24 protein-coding genes are annotated in these 22,256 nt (G+C 73.3%); 17 read left to right on the forward strand and 7 right to left on the reverse strand.

Translation table 11 applies throughout. The features are described 5' to 3' along the window. Positions 1–62 precede the first annotated feature (62 nt). Positions 63–1,151 carry a DUF4192 domain-containing protein gene (locus AC2H4J_RS18380; RefSeq protein ID WP_487466338.1) on the forward strand — a complete coding sequence of 363 codons (1,089 nt, stop codon included), beginning with the start codon at positions 63–65 and terminating at the stop codon, positions 1,149–1,151. A 19-nt stretch (positions 1,152–1,170) separates the two neighbouring features. Here AC2H4J_RS18380 and AC2H4J_RS18385 read toward each other — a convergent pair whose 3' ends face one another. Continuing rightward, positions 1,171–3,240 carry a S9 family peptidase gene (locus tag AC2H4J_RS18385; RefSeq protein ID WP_487466339.1) on the reverse strand — a complete coding sequence of 690 codons (2,070 nt, stop codon included), beginning with the start codon at positions 3,238–3,240 and terminating at the stop codon, positions 1,171–1,173. A gap of 69 nt (positions 3,241–3,309) precedes the next feature. Then, positions 3,310–4,035, reverse strand: a complete 726-nt coding sequence (locus tag AC2H4J_RS18390; protein WP_487466340.1) for an iron-dependent transcriptional repressor DtxR — start codon at positions 4,033–4,035, stop codon at positions 3,310–3,312. A gap of 159 nt (positions 4,036–4,194) precedes the next feature. On the opposite strand from AC2H4J_RS18390, the gene AC2H4J_RS18395 reads away from it, so the two are divergent. Further along, positions 4,195–5,376, forward strand: a complete 1,182-nt coding sequence (locus AC2H4J_RS18395) for an acetoin utilization protein AcuC (protein ID WP_487466341.1) — start codon at positions 4,195–4,197, stop codon at positions 5,374–5,376. After that, positions 5,369–8,068 carry a bifunctional acetate--CoA ligase family protein/GNAT family N-acetyltransferase gene (locus AC2H4J_RS18400; protein ID WP_487466342.1) on the forward strand — a complete coding sequence of 900 codons (2,700 nt, stop codon included), beginning with the start codon at positions 5,369–5,371 and terminating at the stop codon, positions 8,066–8,068. Before AC2H4J_RS18395 ends, AC2H4J_RS18400 begins: the two co-directional genes overlap by 8 nt. Positions 8,069–8,235: 167 nt before the next feature. Here AC2H4J_RS18400 and sigB read toward each other — a convergent pair whose 3' ends face one another. Then, complete coding sequence (gene sigB, locus AC2H4J_RS18405) at positions 8,236–9,228, reverse strand: RNA polymerase sigma factor SigB (RefSeq protein WP_487466343.1); 993 nt, start codon at positions 9,226–9,228, stop codon at positions 8,236–8,238. Positions 9,229–9,516: 288 nt separating this feature from the next. Next, on the reverse strand, positions 9,517–9,948 hold the full coding sequence (gene dtd / locus AC2H4J_RS18410) for a D-aminoacyl-tRNA deacylase (protein WP_487466344.1): 432 nt from the start codon (positions 9,946–9,948) through the stop codon (positions 9,517–9,519). Positions 9,949–10,023: 75 nt separating this feature from the next. On the opposite strand from dtd, the gene AC2H4J_RS18415 reads away from it, so the two are divergent. From AC2H4J_RS18415 to AC2H4J_RS18475, 13 genes are all read left to right on the forward strand, one after another. After that, positions 10,024–10,380, forward strand: coding sequence for an ArsR/SmtB family transcription factor (locus tag AC2H4J_RS18415; protein ID WP_487466345.1), 357 nt, complete (start codon positions 10,024–10,026; stop codon positions 10,378–10,380). After that, a complete protein-coding gene (locus AC2H4J_RS18420) occupies positions 10,373–10,816 on the forward strand; it encodes an SRPBCC family protein (protein WP_487466346.1) in 444 nt (147 codons plus the stop codon). The genes AC2H4J_RS18415 and AC2H4J_RS18420 overlap by 8 nt, the downstream gene beginning before the upstream one ends. Then, positions 10,816–11,439 (forward strand): maleylpyruvate isomerase family mycothiol-dependent enzyme, encoded by a 624-nt coding sequence (locus AC2H4J_RS18425; RefSeq protein ID WP_487466347.1) that lies wholly within the window; start codon positions 10,816–10,818, stop codon positions 11,437–11,439. The genes AC2H4J_RS18420 and AC2H4J_RS18425 overlap by 1 nt, the downstream gene beginning before the upstream one ends. Positions 11,440–11,517: 78 nt before the next feature. Then, positions 11,518–11,871 carry an STAS domain-containing protein gene (locus tag AC2H4J_RS18430; RefSeq protein ID WP_487466348.1) on the forward strand — a complete coding sequence of 118 codons (354 nt, stop codon included), beginning with the start codon at positions 11,518–11,520 and terminating at the stop codon, positions 11,869–11,871. Between the two features lie 55 nt (positions 11,872–11,926). Then, entirely contained in the window at positions 11,927–12,391 is a 465-nt protein-coding gene (locus AC2H4J_RS18435) for a hypothetical protein (protein ID WP_487466349.1), read from the forward strand. A gap of 98 nt (positions 12,392–12,489) precedes the next feature. Continuing rightward, positions 12,490–13,512 carry an FUSC family protein gene (locus AC2H4J_RS18440; protein WP_487466350.1) on the forward strand — a complete coding sequence of 341 codons (1,023 nt, stop codon included), beginning with the start codon at positions 12,490–12,492 and terminating at the stop codon, positions 13,510–13,512. A gap of 62 nt (positions 13,513–13,574) precedes the next feature. Next, positions 13,575–13,955 carry an ArsR/SmtB family transcription factor gene (locus AC2H4J_RS18445; RefSeq protein WP_487466351.1) on the forward strand — a complete coding sequence of 127 codons (381 nt, stop codon included), beginning with the start codon at positions 13,575–13,577 and terminating at the stop codon, positions 13,953–13,955. Between the two features lie 20 nt (positions 13,956–13,975). Next, complete coding sequence (locus AC2H4J_RS18450) at positions 13,976–15,658, forward strand: SulP family inorganic anion transporter (RefSeq protein ID WP_487466352.1); 1,683 nt, start codon at positions 13,976–13,978, stop codon at positions 15,656–15,658. A gap of 355 nt (positions 15,659–16,013) precedes the next feature. Next, positions 16,014–16,655 (forward strand): DUF5994 family protein, encoded by a 642-nt coding sequence (locus AC2H4J_RS18455; RefSeq protein ID WP_487466353.1) that lies wholly within the window; start codon positions 16,014–16,016, stop codon positions 16,653–16,655. A gap of 173 nt (positions 16,656–16,828) precedes the next feature. Further along, entirely contained in the window at positions 16,829–17,263 is a 435-nt protein-coding gene (locus AC2H4J_RS18460; protein ID WP_487466354.1) for a LapA family protein, read from the forward strand. A gap of 218 nt (positions 17,264–17,481) precedes the next feature. Then, a complete protein-coding gene (locus tag AC2H4J_RS18465; RefSeq protein WP_487466355.1) occupies positions 17,482–17,721 on the forward strand; it encodes a hypothetical protein in 240 nt (79 codons plus the stop codon). Between the two features lie 163 nt (positions 17,722–17,884). Then, on the forward strand, positions 17,885–18,466 hold the full coding sequence (locus AC2H4J_RS18470) for an HhH-GPD-type base excision DNA repair protein (protein ID WP_487466356.1): 582 nt from the start codon (positions 17,885–17,887) through the stop codon (positions 18,464–18,466). An 88-nt stretch (positions 18,467–18,554) separates the two neighbouring features. Beyond that, positions 18,555–18,896, forward strand: coding sequence for a DUF3099 domain-containing protein (locus AC2H4J_RS18475; protein ID WP_487466357.1), 342 nt, complete (start codon positions 18,555–18,557; stop codon positions 18,894–18,896). A gap of 3 nt (positions 18,897–18,899) precedes the next feature. Here the strand turns inward: AC2H4J_RS18475 and AC2H4J_RS18480 are convergent, their stop codons facing one another. Both AC2H4J_RS18480 and AC2H4J_RS18485 read right to left on the reverse strand, forming a co-directional pair. Continuing rightward, the gene (locus tag AC2H4J_RS18480) at positions 18,900–19,772 is read right to left on the reverse strand and encodes a carbohydrate kinase family protein (protein WP_487466358.1); all 873 of its coding nucleotides are present in this window, start codon (positions 19,770–19,772) and stop codon (positions 18,900–18,902) included. Beyond that, a complete protein-coding gene (locus AC2H4J_RS18485; RefSeq protein ID WP_487466359.1) occupies positions 19,769–20,713 on the reverse strand; it encodes a pseudouridine-5'-phosphate glycosidase in 945 nt (314 codons plus the stop codon). Before AC2H4J_RS18485 ends, AC2H4J_RS18480 begins: the two co-directional genes overlap by 4 nt. 48 nt (positions 20,714–20,761) lie before the next feature. Here AC2H4J_RS18485 and AC2H4J_RS18490 point away from each other — a divergent pair, with 48 nt between their 5' ends. Next, positions 20,762–20,989 carry a DUF3039 domain-containing protein gene (locus AC2H4J_RS18490; protein WP_487466360.1) on the forward strand — a complete coding sequence of 76 codons (228 nt, stop codon included), beginning with the start codon at positions 20,762–20,764 and terminating at the stop codon, positions 20,987–20,989. Positions 20,990–21,108: 119 nt separating this feature from the next. Here the strand turns inward: AC2H4J_RS18490 and AC2H4J_RS18495 are convergent, their stop codons facing one another. Further along, a complete protein-coding gene (locus tag AC2H4J_RS18495; RefSeq protein ID WP_487466361.1) occupies positions 21,109–22,158 on the reverse strand; it encodes a YihY/virulence factor BrkB family protein in 1,050 nt (349 codons plus the stop codon). Between the last annotated feature and the right edge of the window lie 98 nt (positions 22,159–22,256).

The raw sequence follows: 22,256 nt of genomic DNA on the forward strand, positions 1-22,256 counted from the left end.
CCGCTGTCCACAGATGACGGTCGGGTGACCTCACGGGGTCGCCGCGCGGCCAGGGTCGGGGCATGAGCAAGCGCACCCGTCGACAGCCCGCCCCGCCGGACGAGCCGGTCGTCGTCCGCATCCGCGACGTCGGCGAAATCGCCGCCGGCCTGCCGCACCTGCTGGGCTTCCGGCCACGGGAGTCCGTCGTGCTGCTGGCGCTGGGCGGGCAGAGCGGTCGCCGGGTCGGGCTGACCGTACGGGCCGACATCCCGCCGCCGGAGCACGACGGTGCCCTGGCCGGAATGCTGTCCGGGAGCCTGAAGACCGACCGGCCGGCCGGCGCCGTGGTCCTCGTCGTTTCCGAGGCCGCGAACGAGACCCGCGCCGGGGAGCCCGCGCTGCCGCACGCCGAGCTCGTCCGGGAGATGTGCCGGGGACTGTCAGGGGTGGGGGTGCCGGTCGCGGACACGGTCCTCGTGCGCGGCGGCCGGTGGTGGTCCTACGACTGCTCCGACCCCTGCTGCGCGCCCGACGCCGGCACCGCCCTCCCGGGTGGGGTCAGCGAGCTGGAGGTCGCCTCGATCGCGACCGGAACCGTCGTGCAGGACGCCCGGGAGGACCTCGTCGCCCTGATCTCGCCGCCACCCGGCCACGACGCCTCGGCCATGGCGGGGGCCTGCGCGCGAGTGGGTGTCGCGCTCTCGGCGGACCTACTCGACACCGGCCCGGAGCCGGCCGGCCTGGAGTCGTGGACGGCGATCATGGGCGGGATCGACCGCTGCCGTGTCGGCGCGGCGCTGCGCAGACCGCTCGCCGACGAGGAGGTGGCGCGCATCGTGTGGGGCCTGCGCGACGGCGAGGTCCGTGACCTGGCGCTGCAGCTCGCACTGGACGAGTACGACGCGGAACTGCCGGCGGCCGCCGAGCAGTTGTGGGCCGAGTGCACCCGTCGCGCACCCGCGCCGCTGGACGCGGCACCGGCCAGCCTGCTTGCGGTCAGCGCCTGGCTGCGTGGCGACGGCGCTATGGCCAACGTCGCCCTCGACCGGGCACTGACCAGCGCCCCCGACTACGCCCTGGCCGCCCTGCTGCGCGACGCGCTGGGGGCATGCATGACACCGGGCGACCTGCGTGCGTTGCTCGTCCGGGCTGCGGCGTCGGTCTGCTGACGGCGGCGCAGCCATGGACTCAGAGCAGCTCGGGACGCTTCCAGGGCTCGCCCAGGACGTGCTCGGCGAGGAAGGCGATCACCGTCTCGTACCAGACCTGGGAGTTGCCCGGCGCGAGCACCCAGTGGTTCTCGTCCGGGAAGTACAGGAACTTCGAGGGGATGCCGCGCTTCTGCAGGTCGTACCAGAGCCGCAGGCCCTCGCCGATCGGCACGCGGTAGTCCTTGTCGCCGTGGATCACCAGCATCGGCGTGCGGATCGCGTCCGCGTAACGGTGCGGCGAGTTCTGCTCGTAGCGCTTGGGTTCGCGCAGCGGGTCGCCCCACTCCTTCTCCCAGTAGTAGGCGGCGTCGGTGGTGCCGGTGAAGGAGTCGAGGTCCCACAGGCTGGCGTGCGTCACGATCGCCCGGAAGCGGTCGGTCTGGGTCGCCACCCAGTTGGCCATGTACCCGCCGAAGGAACCGCCCATCGCCGCCGTGCGCGACGCGTCGATGTCGGGGCGCCGCTCGACCGCGTCCACGGCCGCCATGAGGTCGGTGAAGGGCGCGCCACCCCACTCGCCCCAGCCGCGCCGCACGAACTCCTGGCCGAAGCCCTGGGAGAGCGCGGGATTGGGCAGCAGGACCGCGTAGCCGCGGGCGGCGAGCACCCAGGGGCACCAGCGCCACGACCACGAGTTGAAGCTCATCAGGGGCCCGCCGTGGATCCAGAGCACCAGGGGTGCCGGGGAGTCCGCGGAGGCGCCCTCGGGGAGGACCAGCCAGGACTGCACCCGGGCGCCGTCGGCGGCGGTGGCCTCCACCTCGAGCACGCGGCCCGGCAGCGGGTCGACGCCGCCGGGGCTGGGCAGCACGGTCGGGTCCTGCAGCGGGGCGAGCGGGTCCAGCCGCACCGGCAGCGGCGGCGAGTCGTAGGCGGACCGCAGCGCGTACAGCGCGCTGCCGTCGCGGGCGACCTGCAGGTCGCTGTACGCGCCGTCGTCGGTGAGCCGCACGGGTTCGCCACCGGACAGCGCCACCCGGAACACGGCGTGCCGGCCGTCGTCGTCGGCGAGGAAGTAGACCGCCGCGCCGTCGGTGGCGAACTGCGGCGCGCTCGGCCACCGGTCGAAGCCCGCCGTCACGTCGCGGGCGTCGCCCGTGGCGACGTCGACCACCAGCAACGTGTAGTCCGGCGGCTCGGCGTAGGTCGCGAGCCGCTCGCGGACGCAGACAAGGGACGTGCTGTCGGGGGAGAACGCGGGGGCGTACACGTCGGCCAGTTCGTCGTCGACGAGCACCCTCGTGTCCCCGGTCGTCGGGTCGGTGAGCAGTACCCGGGTGCGGCGCCCGGCGGGACCGTCGGGGACCTGCTCGGTGCGGGCCAGGAGACGACCGTCGGGGGAGAGGGCGAAGTCGTCTCCGGCACCGTGCGGAGGAACGGCGTCCGGGGTCAGATCGCGGAGCTCGGCGCGGCCTGCCGTGGTGCCGTCGTCCGCGGGGATCTGTCCCGCCCAGAAGAGGTGTGGGGCAGCGGGCCCCAGGTCGTGGTCCCAGTACCGCACCGGATACGTCTCGTGCAGGACCGCGGTGACCCCGGCGTCCTTGCGCTGGGTGCGGTGCTGCTCGTCGGCCGCGGCGTCGGTCGCGCCCGGCATGGTCGCTGCGGCGACGACCAGGTCGCCGGTGTCGGCCGCCACCGCGAACCCGGCGATCCCGGCCGAGCGGGTGACCACCGGTCGGGCCTCGCCCCCACCGGCCGGCAGGCTCCACAGCGCCGGCGTGGGGTCGCCGTCCTCCTTGGCGCCCGGCACCGGGCGGGCCGACGTGAACAGCAGCGAACCGTCCGGCAGCCAGGCGGGCGCCGACTCACCCGGCGCGCTGCGGGTCAGCCGGCGTGCCGCCGCCGCGCCCGCGGGATCGACCTCCCAGAGCGCGGACTGCCACTTCTTCTTCTCCGGATCCAGCGTGGCGACCGACACCGCCAGCCGCGTGCCGTCGGCGGAGAGCGCGAGGCCGGCCAGCCGCGGGATCGCCAGGAAGTCCGACATCCGGTGGAACGGGCTGGGCGCGGCGTCGGACTGCTCGGGCGCAACGGAGGGCGTGCTCACCTGGCGGGCCTCTTCTCACATGTTCGTCGGTCGACCGCACACGGTAGGTCGACCGCGCACGGTAGTGAGTCAGGCGAGCGTCGCGGCCTCGAATGCGGCGGCCTGTTCGTCGGCGAGGGTGACGAAGAGGTGGTGGGCGACCCCCGCCGGCAGTGGCGTGCCGTCGAGGCTCACCGAGCCGTCGACGAGCCGGGCGATCATGGTGGCGCCCGGCCGCACGCCCTGGTCGGCGAGCACGCGCAGGAGGTCGGCGTTCTCCTGCAGCTGTTCGCTGATCCGCCGGATGACGACGGGCCGGCCGCCGGTGGTCGCCGTCGTGGAGAGCAGGGACAACGCGGGCACTGCCGCGGTCGCCTGCCCCGCCGCCGGCGCGTCGCCGCGCAGCGCCTCCAACCCCGGGATGGGGTTGCCGAACGGGGAGACCGACGGGTTGCCCAGGAGGGTCAGCAGCTTGCGCTCCACCGCCTCGCTCATGACGTGCTCCCAGCGGCAGGCCTCCTCGTGGACGTCGGCGTAATCCAGGCCGATGACGTCCACGAGCAGGCACTCGGCCAGCCGGTGCTTGCGCATCACGGCGGTGGCGAGCTGGCGCCCCTCGTCCGACAGCTGCAGGTGCCGGTCACCCTCGACCGTCAGCAGGCCGTCGCGCTCCATGCGGGCGACCGTCTGGCTCACCGTGGGGCCGCTCTGGTGCAGCCGCTCGGCGATCCGTGCCCGCAGCGGGACGATCCCCTCTTCCTCCAGCTCGAAGATCGTCCGGAGGTACATCTCGGTCGTGTCGATGAGGTCGTTCACAGGTACTCCTCCGTGTCGGCGGCAAGTCTACGGGCGGGCCGCGCCGCGCCCGGTCAGCCGGACGGGTGGGCCGGTCGACCGGGGCCCCGCCTGCGACGTCACCGGGTAGCGTCCGGAGCGAGCCGAGGCACGGCAGCGGCGAGAGTGCGAGGGGGCCCGATGAGCGACTCGGTCGCCGTGGTCTGGGACGAGTCCCTCCTCGGCTACACCATGGGTGGGGACCACCCGCTGCACCCCGTCCGCCTCGACCTGACCATGCGGCTGGCCGACGGCCTGGGCGTGCTCGCGACCGACCGGATCCGGATCGTGACGCCGACCCCGGCCGACGTCGGCCTGCTCACCCTGGTGCACGACCCCGCCTACCTGGACGCCGTCCGCCGGGCGCCGGCCGACCCGTCCGTGGGCCACGGCATGGGCACGCCGGACAACCCGATCTTCGAGGGCATGTACGACGCGGCGGCGCTGATCACCGGCGGCAGCGTGCAAGCCGCTCGGGAGGTGCACGAGGGCACCGCGCAGCACGCGGTCAACATCTCCGGTGGGCTGCACCACGCGATGCGGGACGCGGCCTCCGGCTTCTGCGTGTTCAACGACCCCGCCGTCGCGATCGCCTGGCTGCTCAGGCAGGGGTACGAACGCATCGCCTACGTCGATCTCGACGTCCACCACGGCGACGGCGTCCAGGCCGCCTTCTACGACGACCCACGCGTGCTCACGGTGAGCATCCACCAGACGCCGCTGACCCTCTTCCCCGGAACCGGCTTCCCCGAGGAGACCGGCGATCCGCACACGGCCATGGGCAGCGCGGTCAACCTGGCCCTGCCCAACGGCACCGACGACTCCTCCTGGCTGCGCGCGTTCACCGCCGTCGTCCCCAGCGTGCTGCGGGCGTTCCAGCCGCAGATCCTGGTCACCCAGTGCGGCTGCGACGCCCACCACGAGGACCCGCTGGCCGACCTGGCCCTCACCGTCGACGGTCAACGCGCCAGCTACAAGGTCATGCACGACCTGGCCCACGAGATCTGCGACGGCCGTTGGGTGGTGCTCGGCGGGGGAGGCTACGGGCTGGTCCGGTGCGTCCCGCGTGCGTGGACTCACCTGATCGCCGAGGTCAGCGGCGACCGGCTCGACCCGTCCACCGAGATCCCGCAGTCCTGGCGGAACGACGTCGAACGTCGCGGCCTGCGCGCGCGGCCGCCCACGCACATGACCGAGGGCGGCTACACGGGCTTCTCGGCGTGGGACCCGTTCACCGAGTCACGCGTCGACCGGGCCATCCTGCGCACCCGCCGGGCCTGCTTCCCCTACTTCGGACTCGACCCGGACGATCCCCGTGACTGAACAGCCTTCCCAGCCGCAGGCCGACAACCCCACGCCGCCGCCGCACTGGGAGGCCGACATCGTCGCGGCCGACGGCGGGACGGTGCACCTGCGGCCGATCTGCCCGGAGGACGCCGACGGCATCAACGGGCTGATGGAGCGCAGCAGCGACCAGACCCGCTACTACCGGTTCTTCGGGCCGATGAAGAGGCTGTCGGAGAAGGACCTGCACCGCTTCACCCACGTCGACCACGTCGACCGGGTGGCGTTCGTCGTCCTGCTCGGCGACCAGATCATCGCCGTGGGCCGGTTCGACCGCTATCCCGGCACCGACGACGCGGAGGTCGCCTTCCTCGTCGAGGACGCGCACCAGGGGCGTGGGCTGGGCTCGGTGCTGCTCGAGCACCTCGCGGCGGCGGGCCGCGAGCAGGGCATCAAGCGCTTCGTCGCCGAGGTGCTGGCCCAGAACAGCAGGATGGTGCGCGTCTTCCAGGACGCCGGCTACCACTCCGAGCGCTCCTACGAGGACGGCGTCGTCCACCTCACCTTCCCGATCGACCAGACCGAGGACGCCCTCGCCGTGTCCTACGAGCGGGAGCAGCGCAGCGAGTCCCGCTCCATCGCCCGGCTGCTGACGCCGTCGTCGGTGGCCGTCGTGGGCGCCAGCACCGATGAGCGCAAGATCGGCAACGCCCTGCTGCGGCACCTGCTCGACTACGGCTTCGCCGGACCGGTGTACCCGGTGAACCCGGGCGCCCGGCACGTGCGCGGCGTGGCCGCCTACGCCGACATCGAGTCCATTCCCGACGACGTCGACCTCGCCGTGCTGGCGGTGCCCGCCGACGAGGTCGCCGGCGTCGTGGAGGCCTGCCGCCGCAAGCGCGTGCGGGGCCTGGTGGTGGTCTCGGGCGGGTTCGGCGAGTCCGGTCCGGAGGGCCGGGCCGCGGAACGGCAGCTGGTCGCCGCGGCCCGCGCGTCGGGGATGCGGGTGGTCGGCCCCAACTGTCTCGGGATCGTCAACACCGATCCCGAGGTGCAGCTCAACGCCAGCCTGGCGCCCATGATCCCCGGCCGCGGCCGGGTGGGGTTCTTCGCCCAGTCCGGATCACTCGGCGTGGCGCTGCTCGAACGGGCCCGCAGCCGACACCTCGGGCTGTCGACCTTCGTCTCCGCCGGCAACCGCGCCGACGTCAGCGGCAACGACCTGCTCCAGTACTGGGCCACCGACCCCGCCACCGAGGTCGTGCTCCTGCACCTGGAGAGCTTCGGCAATCCGCGCAAGTTCGCCCGGCTGGCCCGCAGCGTCGGCCGGACCAAGCCCGTGGTGGCGGTGAAGAGCGGCCGGCACGTCCAGGTCACCCGCGGGCTCGCCGGCACCTCGGTGGCGGTGCCCGAGCAGTCCGTGGCGGCGCTGTTCGCCTCCGCGGGAGTGATCCGCGTCGAGACCGTGGCGCAGATGTTCGACGTCGGCTCGCTGCTGGCCCACCAGCCGCTGCCGGCCGGCCCACGGGTGGCGATCGTCGGGAACTCGACCGCGATCGGCTGGCTGGTCGCCGATGCGGTGCTCGAGGAGGGCCTCGAGCTGGCCCACGAGGAACCGGTGGACATCGGCGCCGGCGGCACCCCGGAGGACTTCAGTGCCGCGCTGCAGGCGGCCATCGACGACGACGGCGCCGACGCGGTGGTCGCTGTCTTCCTGCCGCCGCTCATGTCCGGCTCCACGGAGTTCGGCGCGGCCCTGCGCGAGGTCGCCCGGGGCTCGGACAAGCCGATCGTCGCGAGCTTCCTGTCCACCGAGGGCATCCCGGACGAGCTCACCGTGCTGGGCGAGGACGGCATGCCGGCCCGCGGCTCGGTGCCCTCGTACTCCACCCCGGAGCGAGCGGTGATCGCGCTGGCCAAGGCCGTGGAGTACGCCCGCTGGCGGCGCCGGCCGGTCGGCGAGCTGCCGGAGCTGCCCGACGTCGACGCGGCGACGGGCAAGGCCGTCGTCCACGCGGCGCTGGGTGACGCCCCGAAGGGTCGCGAGCTGACCGACGACGAGCTGATCGCCCTGCTGGCCGCCTACGGCGTTCCGCTTCTCGGCACCCGCACCGCCACCGACGCCGAGGAGGCGGTCGCGGCGGCCCGGGAGATCGGCTACCCGGTCATCCTCAAGTCCACCGCGCCCTGGCTGCGGCACCGCGCGGATCTCGGCGGCGTCCGCCTGGACCTCGCCGACGACGACGCCGTCCGGACGGCGTTCGGGGCGATCCCCTCCGGCGACCCGGTGATCGTCCAGCAGATGGCCGCCCCCGGCGTCGCCACCGTGGTCGAGATCGTCGACGACCCGTCGTTCGGCGCGCTGGTCAGCTTCGGCCTCGGGGGAGTGGCCACCGACCTGCTCGGCGACCGCGCCTACCGCACCTTGCCGCTGACCGACCTGGACGCCGCCGAACTGGTCCGGGCCCCGCGCGCCTGGCCGCTGCTCGACGGTTACCGGGGATCCGAGCCGGTCGACGTGGCTGCGCTGGAGAACCTGCTGCTGCGGGTCGCGCGCCTGGCCGACGACCTGCCCGAGGTGCTGCGATTGCGGCTGGAGCCGGTGCTCGTCGGTCCGGCGGACCCGTGGCACGGGGGACGCTCGCTCGTCGTCGCCGGGGGCACCTGCTCGGTGGGCCCGCCGACCGCGCGGGTCGAGCCGGGGCCCCGCCGAATGCGCACCGCGGACTGACGACGGCGCGTCGCGGTGCCCGGGCGCTGCGTCGCGGGCGTTGGGCACGCATGCGGGGTCTTGCAGAACCCGCAGAGCGTGCACGACACCCCCGGAGCGGCCGAGAGCCGGTCACCCGATGGTGACCGGCTCTCGATCTCAGGGCCCCGTTCTCAGGGCTGTGCCACTCAGGCCAGGTAGTCGCGCAGGGCGTCGGCCCGCTCCGGGTCGCGGAGCTTGGCCATCGTCTCCCGCTCGATCTGCCGCACCCTTTCGCGGGACAGACCGAACTGCTTGCCGATCTGCTCGAGCGTGCGGGGCTGGTGGCCGTCGAGCCCGAATCGCAGGATCACCACGTCCCGCTCGCGGTCCTCGAGGGTCTCGAGCACGTTGCGGACGTCGCCCTTCATCATCTGGAAGGCGACGGCGTCCTCGGCCACCGCGGCGTCGGCGTCCTCGATGAAGTCACCGAGCCGCGACTCCTCGTCGGCGCCCACGGTCTGGTCGAGGCTGACCAGGTCGCGGCTGTACTCGAGCAGCTCGACGATCCGCGCCTCCGGGATGTCCAGCTCGAGACCGAGCTCCTCGGCGGTGGGCTCACGCTCCAGCTCCTGGTGCATGCGCCGGCGCGTGCGGACGACCTTGTTGACCTGCTCGGCGAGGTGGACGGGCAGCCGGATGGTGCGGCCGGAGTCGGCCATGGCGCGGGTGATCGCCTGGCGGATCCACCAGGTCGCGTACGTCGAGAACTTGAAGCCCTTGGTGTAGTCGAACTTCTCGACCGCACGGATCAGGCCGACGTTGCCCTCCTGGATCAGGTCCAGGAACGTCATGCCGTGGCCGGTGTAGCGCTTGGCCACCGACACGACGAGACGGAGGTTGGCTTCCAGCAGGTGCGCCTTCGCGGCCTTGCCGTCGATGGCGAGCGTCTTGTAGTCGCGCTGCTTGGCGGGGGAGAGGCCCTGCTTCTCCGCCAGGAGCTTCCCGGCGTACAGGCCGGCCTCGATCCGCTTCGCGAGCTCGACCTCTTGCTCGGCGGTCAGCAGCGCGGTCTTGCCGATGGTGTTGAGGTACACGCGCACGAGGTCCGTCGACACCAGGCCGGTGGTGTCGGGGTCCCGACGGGGCGTGCGCGAGCGCACCCCTAGGGTGTCGTTGGGGGAAGACTGAAGCAGCGTCACGGTGTGTCTTCGTCCTTGCCTTCGGTTCGGATGGGATGCCGCGTCGTCGGTGGCGGCGGCGATCCGTCCGGGCGTCAAGTGCGGGGGCTCCGGGGTGGCCGGGTGAGGCCCCTAGCTCTTCTGTCCGATGTGGTACGTCCTGCACAACGGTTCGCACCGGGCTCCGTGTTCCATGAACCGGCGCTTCACAGCAAATCGGCAGGGAGTGTCTTCCGTCACCCCCCTTACCCGGCCCCGTCCACCCTGCAACACGGACACGCCGGCCGGGTAGTTCAGCCAGGAGCGGGGTCAGGTCTCCAGCAGCAGGGTCATCGGACCCTCGTTGACCGACGAGACCCGCATGCTGGCCCCGAACAGCCCGGTCGCCACGGTGCAGCCGCGTGCCCGCAGTTCCGCCACGACCGCGTCCACCAACGGCTCGGCCAGCTCGCCGGGGGCGGCCTCCTGCCAGGACGGACGACGTCCCTTCCGCGTGTCGGCGTAGAGCGTGAACTGGCTGACCACGAGTACCGGCAGGCCGAGGTCGGACGCCGACAGCTCGCCGTCGTCGCCGGGAAAGATGCGCAGTTCGTGGATCTTGCGGGCCATGGCGGCGGCCGCCGTCCCGTCGTCCTGCCGCCCGACGCCGACCAGTGCCAGCAGGCCGCGGCCGATCTCGCCGACCACGACGTCGTCGACGACTACAGCGGCTGTACCGACCCGACTCACCACGGCGCGCACCAGGGCATCGTGCCTCCTCGACCCTGCGGTCATAGTTAGCTTGACAGCTAAATAGCTCGCTGGTTAACTACGCCCATGACGGCAGCGGTCGACGAACGGCTCGACGCGACCTTCGCTGCGCTCGCCGACCCGACGCGACGGGCGATCGTGGCGCGGCTCGCAGAGGGCGACGCGACGGTCAACGAGTTGGCGGCGCCCTTCGCGCTGAGCCTTCCGGGCATCTCGAAGCACCTGAAGGTCCTCGAACGCTCGGGGCTGATCACCCGCCGCCGGCAGGCGCAGTTCCGCCCCTGCCACCTGGAACGGCACGCCCTCGATGCCGCAGTCGACTGGATCGAGGCCAATCGCCGCCTGTGGTCGGAGCGCTTCGACAAGCTCGACGACCACCTCCGAACCCTCCACACACCCTCGAACGGAGCTCCCCATGACTGAGCAGGTCCTGCGCTTCACCCGCGAGTTCGACGCCCCTCGGCACCTCGTCTTCAGCTGCATGGTCGAGCCCGAGCACCTGACCCACTTCTGGGGTCCGATCGGGGTCAGCGCACCCCTGGACGCGATCACGGTGGACGCCCGCCCCGGCGGCGCCTTCGCGACCGTCATGGTCAACGACGCCGACGGCAGCAGGTACCCGACCAGCGCCCACTACGTCGAGGTGAGCCCGCCGGAGCGGCTGGCCTGGGTCGAGGACGCCTCGGGGATGACGGTGACCATCACCTTCACCGAGCTCGGCGCGGACCGCACGCAGGTCGACATCGAGCAGACCGACGTGCCGGCCCGCATGATGGAGCCCGCCAACCAGGCCGGTTTCCGCACCTCGCTCGACCGTTTCGCCGCCCATCTGGCGCGGCTGACCGCAGCGGAGCGGTGATGAGCGACGACCTGCGGACGACGATCACCGCCGAACGACGCGCGTTCGGGGACGTCCTCGCCGCGCTGTCCGAGGCCGACTGGGACGCCCCGTCGCTCTGCGCGGGCTGGCGCACCCGCGAGGTGGTCGCCCACATGACGATGCCCTTCCGCTATCCCGCGCCCCGGTTCCTCGCCGAGCTGGCCCGCTCGCGCGGCAACTTCGCACGGATGGCCGACCGTCTCGCCCGCCGGGACGCCGGGACGTCGACCGCCACGCTGCTCGACGGCTGGCAGAGCAACGTCGGCCACCCGTGGAAGCCACCGGGCGGCGGCCTCCCGGGTGCCCTGACGCACGACGTCGTCCATGGTCTGGACATCACCGTCCCGCTGGGGCTGGAGCACCCGGTCGGCGAGCGGGCCCTGCGCGTCGTCCTCGATCACGCGACCGCCCCGTCGAGCCGGAAGCACTTCGGGGCGGACCTGGCCGGCATCCGGCTCGAGGCCGACGACCTGGACTGGGCCTACGGCGACGGTGAAGTGCTCCGTGGCGCCGCACGGCACCTGCTCCTGGTCCTCATGGACCGCCGACTGCCGGACGGCGTCCTCACCGGCGCCGCGACCGGCCGGTTCACCGCCGGCTGACCCTCCCTCCGCAGGGCCCACGGCCCTTCCGCCCCGCGGACGACGGTCGTAGCGTCCGCGGCGGGCGAGGAGGCGCACATGGACGTCTGGGAGCACCCGCGGCCTCCGGCGGGAGCCATCACCATCGAGCGCGAGGAACCCGACCGCCGCGTGCTGTGCCTGCGCGGCGACGTGGACACCGCGGTCGCCACGCAGTTCACCAGCTCGCTCCGGCGCGAGCGGATCGTCGTCGACGCGATCGATGCCGCGGGCGTGACCTTCATGAGTTCGTCCGCCCTCGCGCTGCTGCTGACCGCCGTGGAGGCGTCGACCGCCGCCGGTCGGCACCCGGTGCTGCGCGCCGCCTCGCACCAGGTCGACCGCGCGCTGCAGCTCGCCGGCATCGACAGCGTCTTCACTCGGCCGGAACCGGGCGTGCCGTCGCCACCGTGAAGCCGCTGCGCGGGTCACGGCTACCCTCCGCGCCGTATACGTCGAGGAGGTCCAGGTGCCACAGGTCGTCGATTTCGAGAACGTGTCCACCGCCGGCCTGGAGTCGTCGCCCGTCGCGGACGCGCTCGCCGGGCTCCGGGCCAACGAGGCCCGCTACTACAGGAACAAGTTCGGCCACGTGTTCGCCGTCGACCCTGCGGACCAGGTGCAGGACGCCGTCGACTACGTGCATCGCGTCCTGAAGGAGGAGCGCGACCTCGTCATCGCGTCCCGACCCCTGGAGGCCACCTCCTTCGAGGTCGACGGCACGCGGATGACCTACGTGTTCTACGAGTCCGGTTTGTCGATCAACGTCATGTACGGCCTGGCGGACGGCACGAAGCGCGCTGTCGGGTTCAAGCTCTCCGACGGGATGGAGGTCCCCGAGGAGTTGGCGTCCCGCTTCAAGTTCGCGCGCCAGAAGTCGAAGCTGGCCGGCACGATCCGCGGATCCTTCTTCGTGATCAAGGGCGAGTACTGACCCTCGTCCGTGCTCGTGCAGCTCCCGTAGCGACGGACGACACGTCCCGAGCCGGAATCGCAGCCCGTCCGGACCGCGCTGTGCAGGCGGAGGTGCTCATGAGGGAGCCGTTGCAGCTGAGGGTGCGGGACCTCCTGGAGGTGCGCCCGGGTCCGTCTGCGCACCGGGTGGCCCTGCGCGCCGGCGCCAGCGTCCTCGTCCCGCTGCTGGCGGTGGTGGCGCTCGGGCATCCGGAGTGGTCGGCCTACGCCGCGTTCGGCGCCTTCACCTCGCTGTACGGGCGCAATCACATCCACCTCTCCCGGGCGACCATGCAGCTCAGCGCGGGCACCCTGCTGGTCGCCGCGGTGGTCGCCGGCGTCCTGGTCGGCACGCTGGACTCGCGGGCGTGGGTCGCCGTCGGGGTGACGGCCGGGTTCGCCGTCCTGGGCTCGATGGTCTCGGCGGCGCAGGACTGGCACCCGCCGGGCCCGATCTTCCTGGTGTTCGGCTTCGGCGCCGTGGCCTCCGCGCCACACACGCTCGCGGACGTGCCGGTCGCGGCCGCGGTCGCCGGGGCGAGCGCGGCCTTCGCCCTGCTCGTCGGCAACGCGGGCGCGGTCCTGCGGCACCAGCGCAGCCGCCCCCGCCCGCTCGCCTCCCCGCGGCCCGCGGAAGCGGTCCGCAGCGGACTGGCCGTGCTGGTGGCCGGCAGCCTGGCCACCGCGATCGGGATCGGGCACCCCTACTGGGCGATGGTCGCGGCCGTGGTGCCGCTGGCGGCGCCGGGGCTGCGCTCCCAGGTGCTGCGCGCCGGACACCGCGTGTCCGGAACCCTGCTCGGGCTGCTGACCAGCGCGGCGCTGCTGGCCCCGGGATTCGGTCCGCTCACCACCGTCCTGATCGTGGCCGTCCTGCAGATCGTCACGGAGCTGGTCGTGGGGCGGCACTACGGCGTCGCGCTGCTGTTCATCACCCCGATGGCAATGCTCATGGGGCAACTCGCGGCGCCGCTGCCCGTACGGTCGCTCTTGTTCGACCGAGGGGTGGAGACGGTGATCGGCGCCGTCGTCGGAATCCTGCTCGTCATCGCGCTGGAGTTGGTCCGACGACGGGCTCGTGATGCCTCGCCGGACGCCTGACGTCGCCGAGGTCACACGGCTCGGAACTGTTTGACAGATCTGTCAACTCCTAAAGTGTTGCCGTGCCCTTCACCCCTGGCCGTCCCGTCGCCGACGCGAAGGCGGACCTCTTCAAGGCCCTGGCCCACCCCGGCCGGGTGCGCATTCTCGAGCTGCTGGCGGAGCGGGAGCGCACCATCGGCGAGCTGTCCGCCGAGACGGGGATGGAGCTCTCCCACCTGTCCCAGCAGGTGACGGTGTTGCGCCGGGCGGGGGTGGTGGACAGCCGGCGGCTCAAGAACACGGTCATCTGCTCGCTGCGCGACCCGCAGACGGCGGAGCTGCTGGCGGTCGCTCGCCGGATGCTGACCCGCACGCTGCGGGACGACCAGGAACTGCTGGCCGCGCTCGGTCAGGCGGACGACGCGGTGGCCCTCGTCGACCCGGCTCGGCCGTCGGCATGATCGGCGGGCGGTTGCGCACCGTGCTGCGGCCTGCGCTCGGCCTGCTGCCGCGGCGCGCCGACTACGCGGGGCTGCGCCGCTCCTGGCCCCGCGATCTCGCCGCCGGGGTGACCGTCGGCGTGGTCGCACTGCCGCTGGCACTCGGCTTCGGCGTCGCCTCCGGCGTGGGCGCCGGGCCCGGCCTGGTCACCGCCGTCGTGGCGGGCGCGGTCGCGGCGATCTTCGGTGGCTCCTCGCTGCAGGTCTCCGGCCCGACCGGTGCCATGACCGTGGTGCTCGTCCCGTTGGTCGCCGAGCACGGACCGGGGGTGGTCTACCCGGTCGCGCTGATGGCCGGGGTGCTGGTGGTGGCCGCGGCGGTGCTGCGGCTGGGGCGGCTGCTGGCCTACGTGCCGTGGCCGCTCGTGGAGGGCTTCACCCTCGGCATCGCGGTGGTGATCGCCGCCCAGCAGATGCCCAGCGCCCTGGGCGTCGCGAAGCCCGACGTGGAGAACGCCGTGGGGGCGGCGGCGTTGGTGGTCGCCCGGTTCGCGGTGCGACCGGACTGGGCGATGCTGGCCCTCCTCGCGCTCTCGGTGCTCCTGACCGCTGTGCTGCCACAGCTGCACCGGTCGCTGCCGGCCGGGCTGCTGGCGGTCGCCGTCGTCACGGTCGTCGTCGAGGTGTCCGGGGCGCACGTCGCCCGGATCGGCGCGTTGCCCTCCGCGCTGCCGATGCCCGCGCTGCCCGACCTCGGCAACGCGCGCGACCTGGTCGGTGCGGCGGCCGTCGTCGCCTTCCTCGCCGGCCTGGAGAGCCTGCTGTCGGCGCGGGTCGCCGACGGCATGACCGACGCACCGCGGCACGACCCCGACCGGGAGCTGTTCGGACAGGGGCTCGCCAACATCGCCTCGGGGCTCTGCGGCGGCCTGCCCGCCACGGGCGCGATCGCCCGGACGGCGGTGAACGCGCGAGCCGGGGCGAGCACCCGCGTCGCGGCCCTGACCCACGCGCTCGTGCTGGCCGCGATCGTCTACGCCGCCTCGGGGCTGGTCGGACGGATCCCCCTGGTCGCGCTGGCCGGCGTCCTGCTCGTCACCGCCTACCGGATGGTCGAGCGGCACACGGCCCGGGCGGTGCTGGGGTCGACCCGCGGCGACGCGCTGGTCTTCGTGCTGACCGCGCTGTGCACCGTCGCCTTCGACCTGGTCACGGCCGTCGAGGTGGGCCTGGGTGTCGCGGCCGTCCTCGCCCTGGCGCGGCTGGCCCGCACTGCCCGCGCCGTTCCGGAACCGCTGACCGACGACGGCCTGGACCCGGCCGCCGAGCACGAGTTGCTCGCGGGACGGGTGCTCGCCTACCGGCTGGACGGCCCGCTGTTCTTCGCCGTCGCCGACCGGTTCCTCCGCGAGATCACGGCGACGACCGCCGTCAAGGTGGTGATCCTGCGGCTGGCGTCGGTGGCGATGCTCGACGCCACCGGCGCGCACGTGCTCGGCGAGATCGTCGAGGACCTGCACCGGCGAGGGATCACGGTGCTGGTGAAGGGCGCCAGCGGCGAGCACCGGCGGCTGCTCGCGGCGGTCGGCACCCTGGCGCCGCTGGTCGAGCGGGGCCATGTCTTCGCCACGTTGCCCGAGGCCGTGGCGCACGCCGCCGAGCACGTCGCCGCCGACACCGGCGTCGTGGGCGCTCGGGCGGCTGAACGTCGAGCCGCCGGGTGATCGCACCGGGACCGCACGACAGCACCATCTCCGGTGTGCCGACCCTCCGCATCGCCCACGACCCAGCTGCCGACGAGCTGCTCGGCCGCGACCCGCTCGCACTGCTGATCGGGATGCTGCCGGGACCAGCATGTGTCAAGAGGAACAGTAGAGTCCTCGATCTGGGCGGTGCGCTGACCTGGGCCCAGCAGGGAAAGGAGCTGGCGGTCGGCCGCCTGTCGACGCGCGGGATGCGCGTAGTGTCGCTGATGACGCCAGCTCGGCGTCCAGCCCCTCCGCTGGCGGAGGGAGATCGGCGGTCCCCGATGGGACCCACCACGATCCGGACAACCCACCCGCGCCCAGCCGACCGGTCATGACAACCATCCGGCGCACGCGCGTTCCCGCGAACCCGGCGGTGGACACCGACAGCACGACGCGGAGGACTGCCGGCACGCCGCACCCTCGCACCGGCGATGCGGACCCGGTCCGGCTGGCTCTCATCGACCCACCCGGGAAGCGCACCACGTTGGACGGGGCATGGTGGCCGCGGACCCGCAGCCTGAGCGACGAACTCCCGGGTCTCGTCCAGGAGTTGCACCGCCGGGGAGTCCGGGTGACCCGGGTCGCCTACAACCCCGACGCCTGGGAGACCGCCCCGCGGCGACTGGCAGCCGACGGCCGGACCATCCGCCTGGGATGGTTCCGCAGCATCGACCCGCAGCTGCTCGACCTGACCGGCGACACCACCCGCGGCCGGCTCGACCTGCTCGTCGTTCCACCGGACACGGCGGCGGCAGCCGCCCGGCAGGCCTTCACCGCCGCTTCCGACCGCGCCAACCGGCACACACCCACCGCGGTGCTCGCCGCGCTGCACCCGGCTGCGGCGCCGGTCCCACCCGCGCAGCCGGCCGTCGACCGGTTGCCCGTCGACCAGGCGGCCCCGGCTGGGGTGGCGGCAGCGAGGGACGCCGAGACGGCAGTGTGGGACTCCGAGGGCGGCCACCCACTCAACTGAATCCGACCTCCCGACGGTCGACCCGCGACCGTGCCCGCAGGGACGACCGCGCGTGGAGGACACAGGTCCGCCAGGACCCGCACGACTGCCTTTCCCATCTGGGCCCGAAGTCCCGTCGCCGAGGCTGGAAGCGCGTAGCGTTCATCCTGTCCGGCACGAGTGACGTCCTCTCCGTGGTGCCCACCGAACCGGCTGACAGCACCATTGCGGAGCGGACCATGTCCCTTCTCCATCCCGACACCAACTCCACCCCGCCCCCCAGCCCCGACGTGGTGCCCGTCGACGCGGCGCCGGTTCCCCCGAGCGAGGCGTCGGCCGGGCAGGGAAACCCCGCCCCTCCCTCCTCCCAGCCACGCCAACGAGTACGCGGCACGCGCACCGGCCGGGTCTGGGTCGGGGTCTGCGCCGCCGCGCTGATCACCGTTGCCCTGATCATCTTCATGATCCAGAACACCCACACCGTGCAGGTGACGTTCCTCGGGCTGACCGGCAGTACCTCACTTGCACTCATGCTGCTCATCGCCGCGGTCGGCGGAATCCTGCTCACCCTCATCCTCGGCAGCGCACGCATCCTGCAGTTGCGACACTCGGTCCGCAAACGCCGCTGAGGGCCCAGGCCGGAGGCCCGGGCGTGCCGTGCTGTCCCCCGGGCGTGGGGCCGGGGCGTGTGTCTCCTCGCACTCAGGATGCCGGATGACCGCGCCATACGTCTCTGATGGCTCTCGCGCCGGCGGCGAACCGATCGAGACTCGAGCTGTCCGATCCCCGCGGTGGCGAGCATGATGCCCGGCTGGTGCTGTGAGTTCTGCGACTGATTGGCTGAGACATGCCGAAGATTCTGCGGATGGCCGGGACGGGTCTCTTCTGGGAACTGGAAGACTCCGTCGATCTGACCAGTCGCGCCGGGGAGATAGAGACAGCCCGGGCGAGCAACCAGTTCGTGACGCTCAGCGCGCGTCTCCCGGGCCAGACCGAGTTCGCCCATCTGACCCTGGCCCCCGGCCAGCTCGCATGGTGGTCGCTCGGCGAGGAGAACAACCCGAGCGCGATGGGCTGGGGCCGCTGACAACCGGGAGCCACCAAGCGGCCCCGTCCGCTACCGGGGAGGCTCGGATGAGGGGGGCGGGCTCCCCCCCGGCCCGGTGACATCGGCTGATCCGCCGACAGATCGAGAGTGCCTGTGACATACCGCGGCGTCGGCACCTCGCTCGCTGCGGCACACTGCCGGCGTGCCTCAGTTGTGCATCGCCCAGGACGCCGCCGCCGACCAGCTTCTGAGCCGCGACCCGCTCGCACTGCTGATCGGGATGCTGCTCGACCAGCAGTTCCCCATGGAGCGCGCCTTCGGGGCGCCCCGGCTGCTCGCCGACCGGCTCGGCGTCGAGTCGCTGTCCGCCGCCGACCTCGCCGCCGCGGACCCCGAGGAACTGGTCCGCGTCTTCCAGGGGCCGCCCGCACTGCACCGGTACCCCGGCTCGATGGCGGGGCGCACCCAGGACCTCTGCCGGCTGCTGGTCGAGCGCTACGACGGACGCCCGGAGAATCTCTGGGCCGATGTGCCGGACGGCGCGACGCTGCTGCGACGGCTCGGGGAGCTGCCGGGCTTCGGCGCCCAGAAGTCGAAGATCTTCCTGGCGCTGCTCGGCAAGCAGTACGGCGTCACCCCGCCGGGCTGGCGGGAGGCCGCGGGCGACTACGGCGCGGACGGCTCACGGCGCTCGGTCGCCGACATCACCGGCCCCGAGACGCTGCTCGAGGTGCGGGCCTTCAAGAAGGAGCAGAAGCAGGCGGCGAAAGCGGCCGCGAAGTAGCTTCCGGCAGGGCGCGGGGGCGCTCGCCGGTGGCACGATGGGTGTGGACGCACGGGCCTGACGCGAGGGTCCGGCAGCGAGGGGATGGATGCCCGTGGCTTCGAGCCAGCAGTTCCCGCGGTCGCGCCGACCCGAGCCCGTGCTCATCACCGAGGCCCAGCCGAGCCAGGCCGAGCTGCATGCGGCCCGGAAGAGGCGTTACGCGCTCACGATGGGCATCCGCGCGGTGTCCCTGGTGCTCGCGGCGGTCTTCTACCACGTCGTCTGGTTGATGCTGATCTTCGCCGTGCTCGGCACGGTGCTGCCCTGGATCGCGGTGGTCATGGCCAACGACGGGCCCCCGAAGAAGCGCGTCGACCCGAACCGGTACACCCACCGGCCCGACCGCGAGCTGGAGGCGCCGCGCCCCGCGCGGGTCATCGACGGCTGACCGTCAGCGCGCCCCGGGATGCCGGACGACGGCGGCGGCCAGCGTTTGGCCCGCGTCCAGCGCAGCGGCCGGGTCGACATCCGGGTTCGCCAGCCACGCCGCGAGCAGACCGGCAGCGAAGGCGTCGCCGGCGCCGGTCGTGTCCACGACCGTCGTCGGCCGGGCCGGCCGATGCACCAGCAGGTCGCCCGAGGCCCACAGCGCGCCGTCGGCCCCCAGCTTGACCGTCACGATCGGATAGCGCGCCGCGAGCGCCCGCGCCGCGTCCGCGGGGTCCCGGCAGCCGGTCAGCAGCCGCGCCTCCGCGGCGTTGGGCAGCAGCAGCGTGGCGCCCGTGGTGTCGTCGAGCCACCGCTGCGTGCCGTACAGCGCCAGGGGACCGGTGGATGCCGGGTCCACCGAGACGGTGCAGCCGACGGCCAGTGCGTCGCGCAGCGCCTGCAGCCCGGCGGCTCGGGGTCGCGGGTGCAGCAGCGCGTACCCGGAGAGGTACAGGTGGCCCCCGGGGCGCGGGGCGGGTACGTCCCCGGCCGCGAGTTCCAGGTTGGCCCCCCGGTCGGCCAGGAAGCTGCGCTGGCCGCCCGGCTCGACGAGGCTCACGATGGTGCCGGTCGGGACGCCGGGCGTCGTGCGCAGCGCCAGCGTCACCCCGGCCGCGCTGAGCTCGGCGGCGAGCCCAGCGCCGGGCGGATCGTCCCCGACGCACCCGGCCAGGGCGACCGGCGTCCCGAGCCGGGCCAGGTGCGTGGCCACGTTCGCCGCGGCCCCGCCGCCGCGCGTGCTGATCGACGCAGGGCGGTCGGACCCCGGCGCGGGTTCGCCCGCGAGGACGACCACCACGTCGGTCGCGACGTCCCCGACGACGACGACCGTCACCGCGGCAGCTCGCTGAGGGCAGCGGCGATCCGGCCCGCGAGCTCCGCGTTGCGCAGGACCAGCCGGACGTTGACCGCCAGGGTGGCGCCCTCGCTGGCCCGGTGCAGGTGGTCGAGGACGAACGGCGTGACGTCCTTGCCGCGCACGCCGGCCTGCTCGGCGGCGGCCAGCGCGCCGGCGATCACCCGGTCGTGCAGTTCGGGGTCCAGCTGCTCCTGCTCCGGCAGCGGGTTGGCGACGACGACCGCTCCGGGCGCCAGCGCGCGGCGGGCGGCGAACACGGCGGCGGCCTGCGCCGGGTCGGCGACCGACCAGTCCAGCGTCGAGCCGGAGTCGGCGACGTAGAACCCGGGGAAGGTCGTCGTCCGGTAGCCGACGACGGTGACCGAGAGGGACTCCAGCCGTTCCAGGGTCGCCGGCACGTCGAGGATCGACTTCACCCCGGCGCAGACGACGACCAGCGACGTCCGGGACAGCGCGGTCAGGTCGGCGGACTCGTCGAACGTGTCGGCCGCCTGCCGGTGCACGCCGCCCAGGCCGCCGGTGGCGAAGACGCCGATCCCGGCGGCGGCCGCCAGCAACGCGGTGCTGGAGACGGTGGTGGCCCCGCTGCGACCGAGCGCCGCGGCCACCGGCAGGTCCCGGACGCCGAGCTTGGCGAGGTCGGGGTCGGCGCAGACGCGGTCCACCTGCTCGGCGGTGAGGCCCACATGGGGGACCCCGTCCAGCACCGCGATCGTCGCGGGGACCGCGCCGCCGGCCCGCACCGCGGCCTCCACGTCGTCGGCCGCCGTCCGGTTGTCGGGCCGCGGGAGCCCGTGGGCGAGCAGCGTGCTCTCCAGCGCGACGACGGGGCGGCCGGCCCCCAGCGCGGCGGCCACCTCGGGGGAGAGGACCGTGCCGGCCGGGAGTTCGGGAGGGGAGACGGATGGGCGATGCACCCTGTCATCATGGTGGGCGGACACCACCAGCCGAGCAGGGAGTACGCCATGAGCAGTTCCGACATCCTGGAGCGCCCCGACGTCCGCGACTCCGACACCGGCAACGCCAACGAGGTGTTCCACTACGTCAAGAAGAACAAGATCGCCGAGAGCGCGGTCATGGGCACCATGGTCGAGGCGCTCTGCGGCGAGGTCTTCCCGGTGACGAAGTCGCCCAAGCCCGGCAGCCCGGTCTGCCCGGCCTGCAAAGAGGTCTACGAAACGCTCAGGAAGTAATCGGGACCGAGGCATGTCGTCCCGAGTGGGCCCGGAGGGTCCGCGCAGGGGACGACGGAGGGGCTCCGCGCAGCAGCGGCACGGCACCTGGCCGCGGTGCGATCCGGAGGATCGCAATGTCACAGCCCGAGCTTGCGCGCCTCGGCCTCGAGCTTGGCGGCGCGCCGCTCGCGCCGGCGCCGGTCGTGTCGGCGTAGCGGCGCCGGCCACCGGGTCTGGATGGTGGCGTTGAGTTCGGCGCCGAGCAGGACCGCCATGCCGAAGAAGAAGGCGAACAGCAGGACGCCGATCGGGGTGGCGAGCGCTCCATAGGGCAGCGCGGTGGTGAGGACGTCGGCGACGTAGGCCCGCAGGAGGACGGCGGCGACGAGGAAGAAGGCGGCCGCGAAGACCGCCCCCGGCAGGTGCCGCCGCCACGGGAGCCGGTTGGGCAGCACCACGTTGTAGAAGGTGGTCAGCGCAAGCAGCAGCCCGAGGACCACCAACGGCAGGTAGACGGCGTTGACCAGGACCGTCGCCGTCGCCTGCCACCGGTCCGGCAGGAGACCGACCAGGGCGCCGCGTCCGAGCACCAGCAGCGGCAGGGTCAGCACCGCCAGCACCATGCCGACGACGAACAGCCACAGCGCCTTCAACCGGGTGCGGATCGGGCCGCGCACGTCGCGCTGGTCGTAGGCGATGACGACGGTGTTCATGAACGTCGCCGTGGCCGACGACCCGGCCCACAGCGAGAGCAGGAAGCCCAGGCTGACGACGTCCAGCCGGCCGGAGCCGAGGATGTCGGCCAGCGTCGGCCGCACGAGGGAGTCGACGACGTCGGGCGTGAGCACCTTGGCGGAGGCGTCGAGCAGCCGGTCCTCGATCTGGGTGACCGAACCGGCACCGATGACGTTGCCGAGGTAGCCGAGCGACCCCAGGAGCCCGATCAGCAGCGGCGGCACCGACAGGATCTGCCAGAACGCCGCCTCGCCCGACAGGCCGAGGATGCGGTCCTGCCACGCCTTGGCGATCGTCTTCCCGAGGACCTCCAGCGGCACCCGCACCGGCGCGGGCCAGTCGGCCAGCCGGCCCGGGCGCGCCGTCGCGCCCCCGTCGTCCTGTCGTGCGTCGTCGTCCGCCGCCGGCGTCCCGGCGCGCGCCGGGACGCCTGAGGGCAGGACGGTGCTCACCTGCCCAGTGTGCACGCCGCGGTCCTGGTCGGTGCCCGACCAGGGCCGCGACGCGGGCCCGGTCCCGTGCCGCGGAGGACTCAGCCGTCGGCGGGCCG

The organism is Blastococcus sp. OS1-29 (assembly GCF_057628075.1).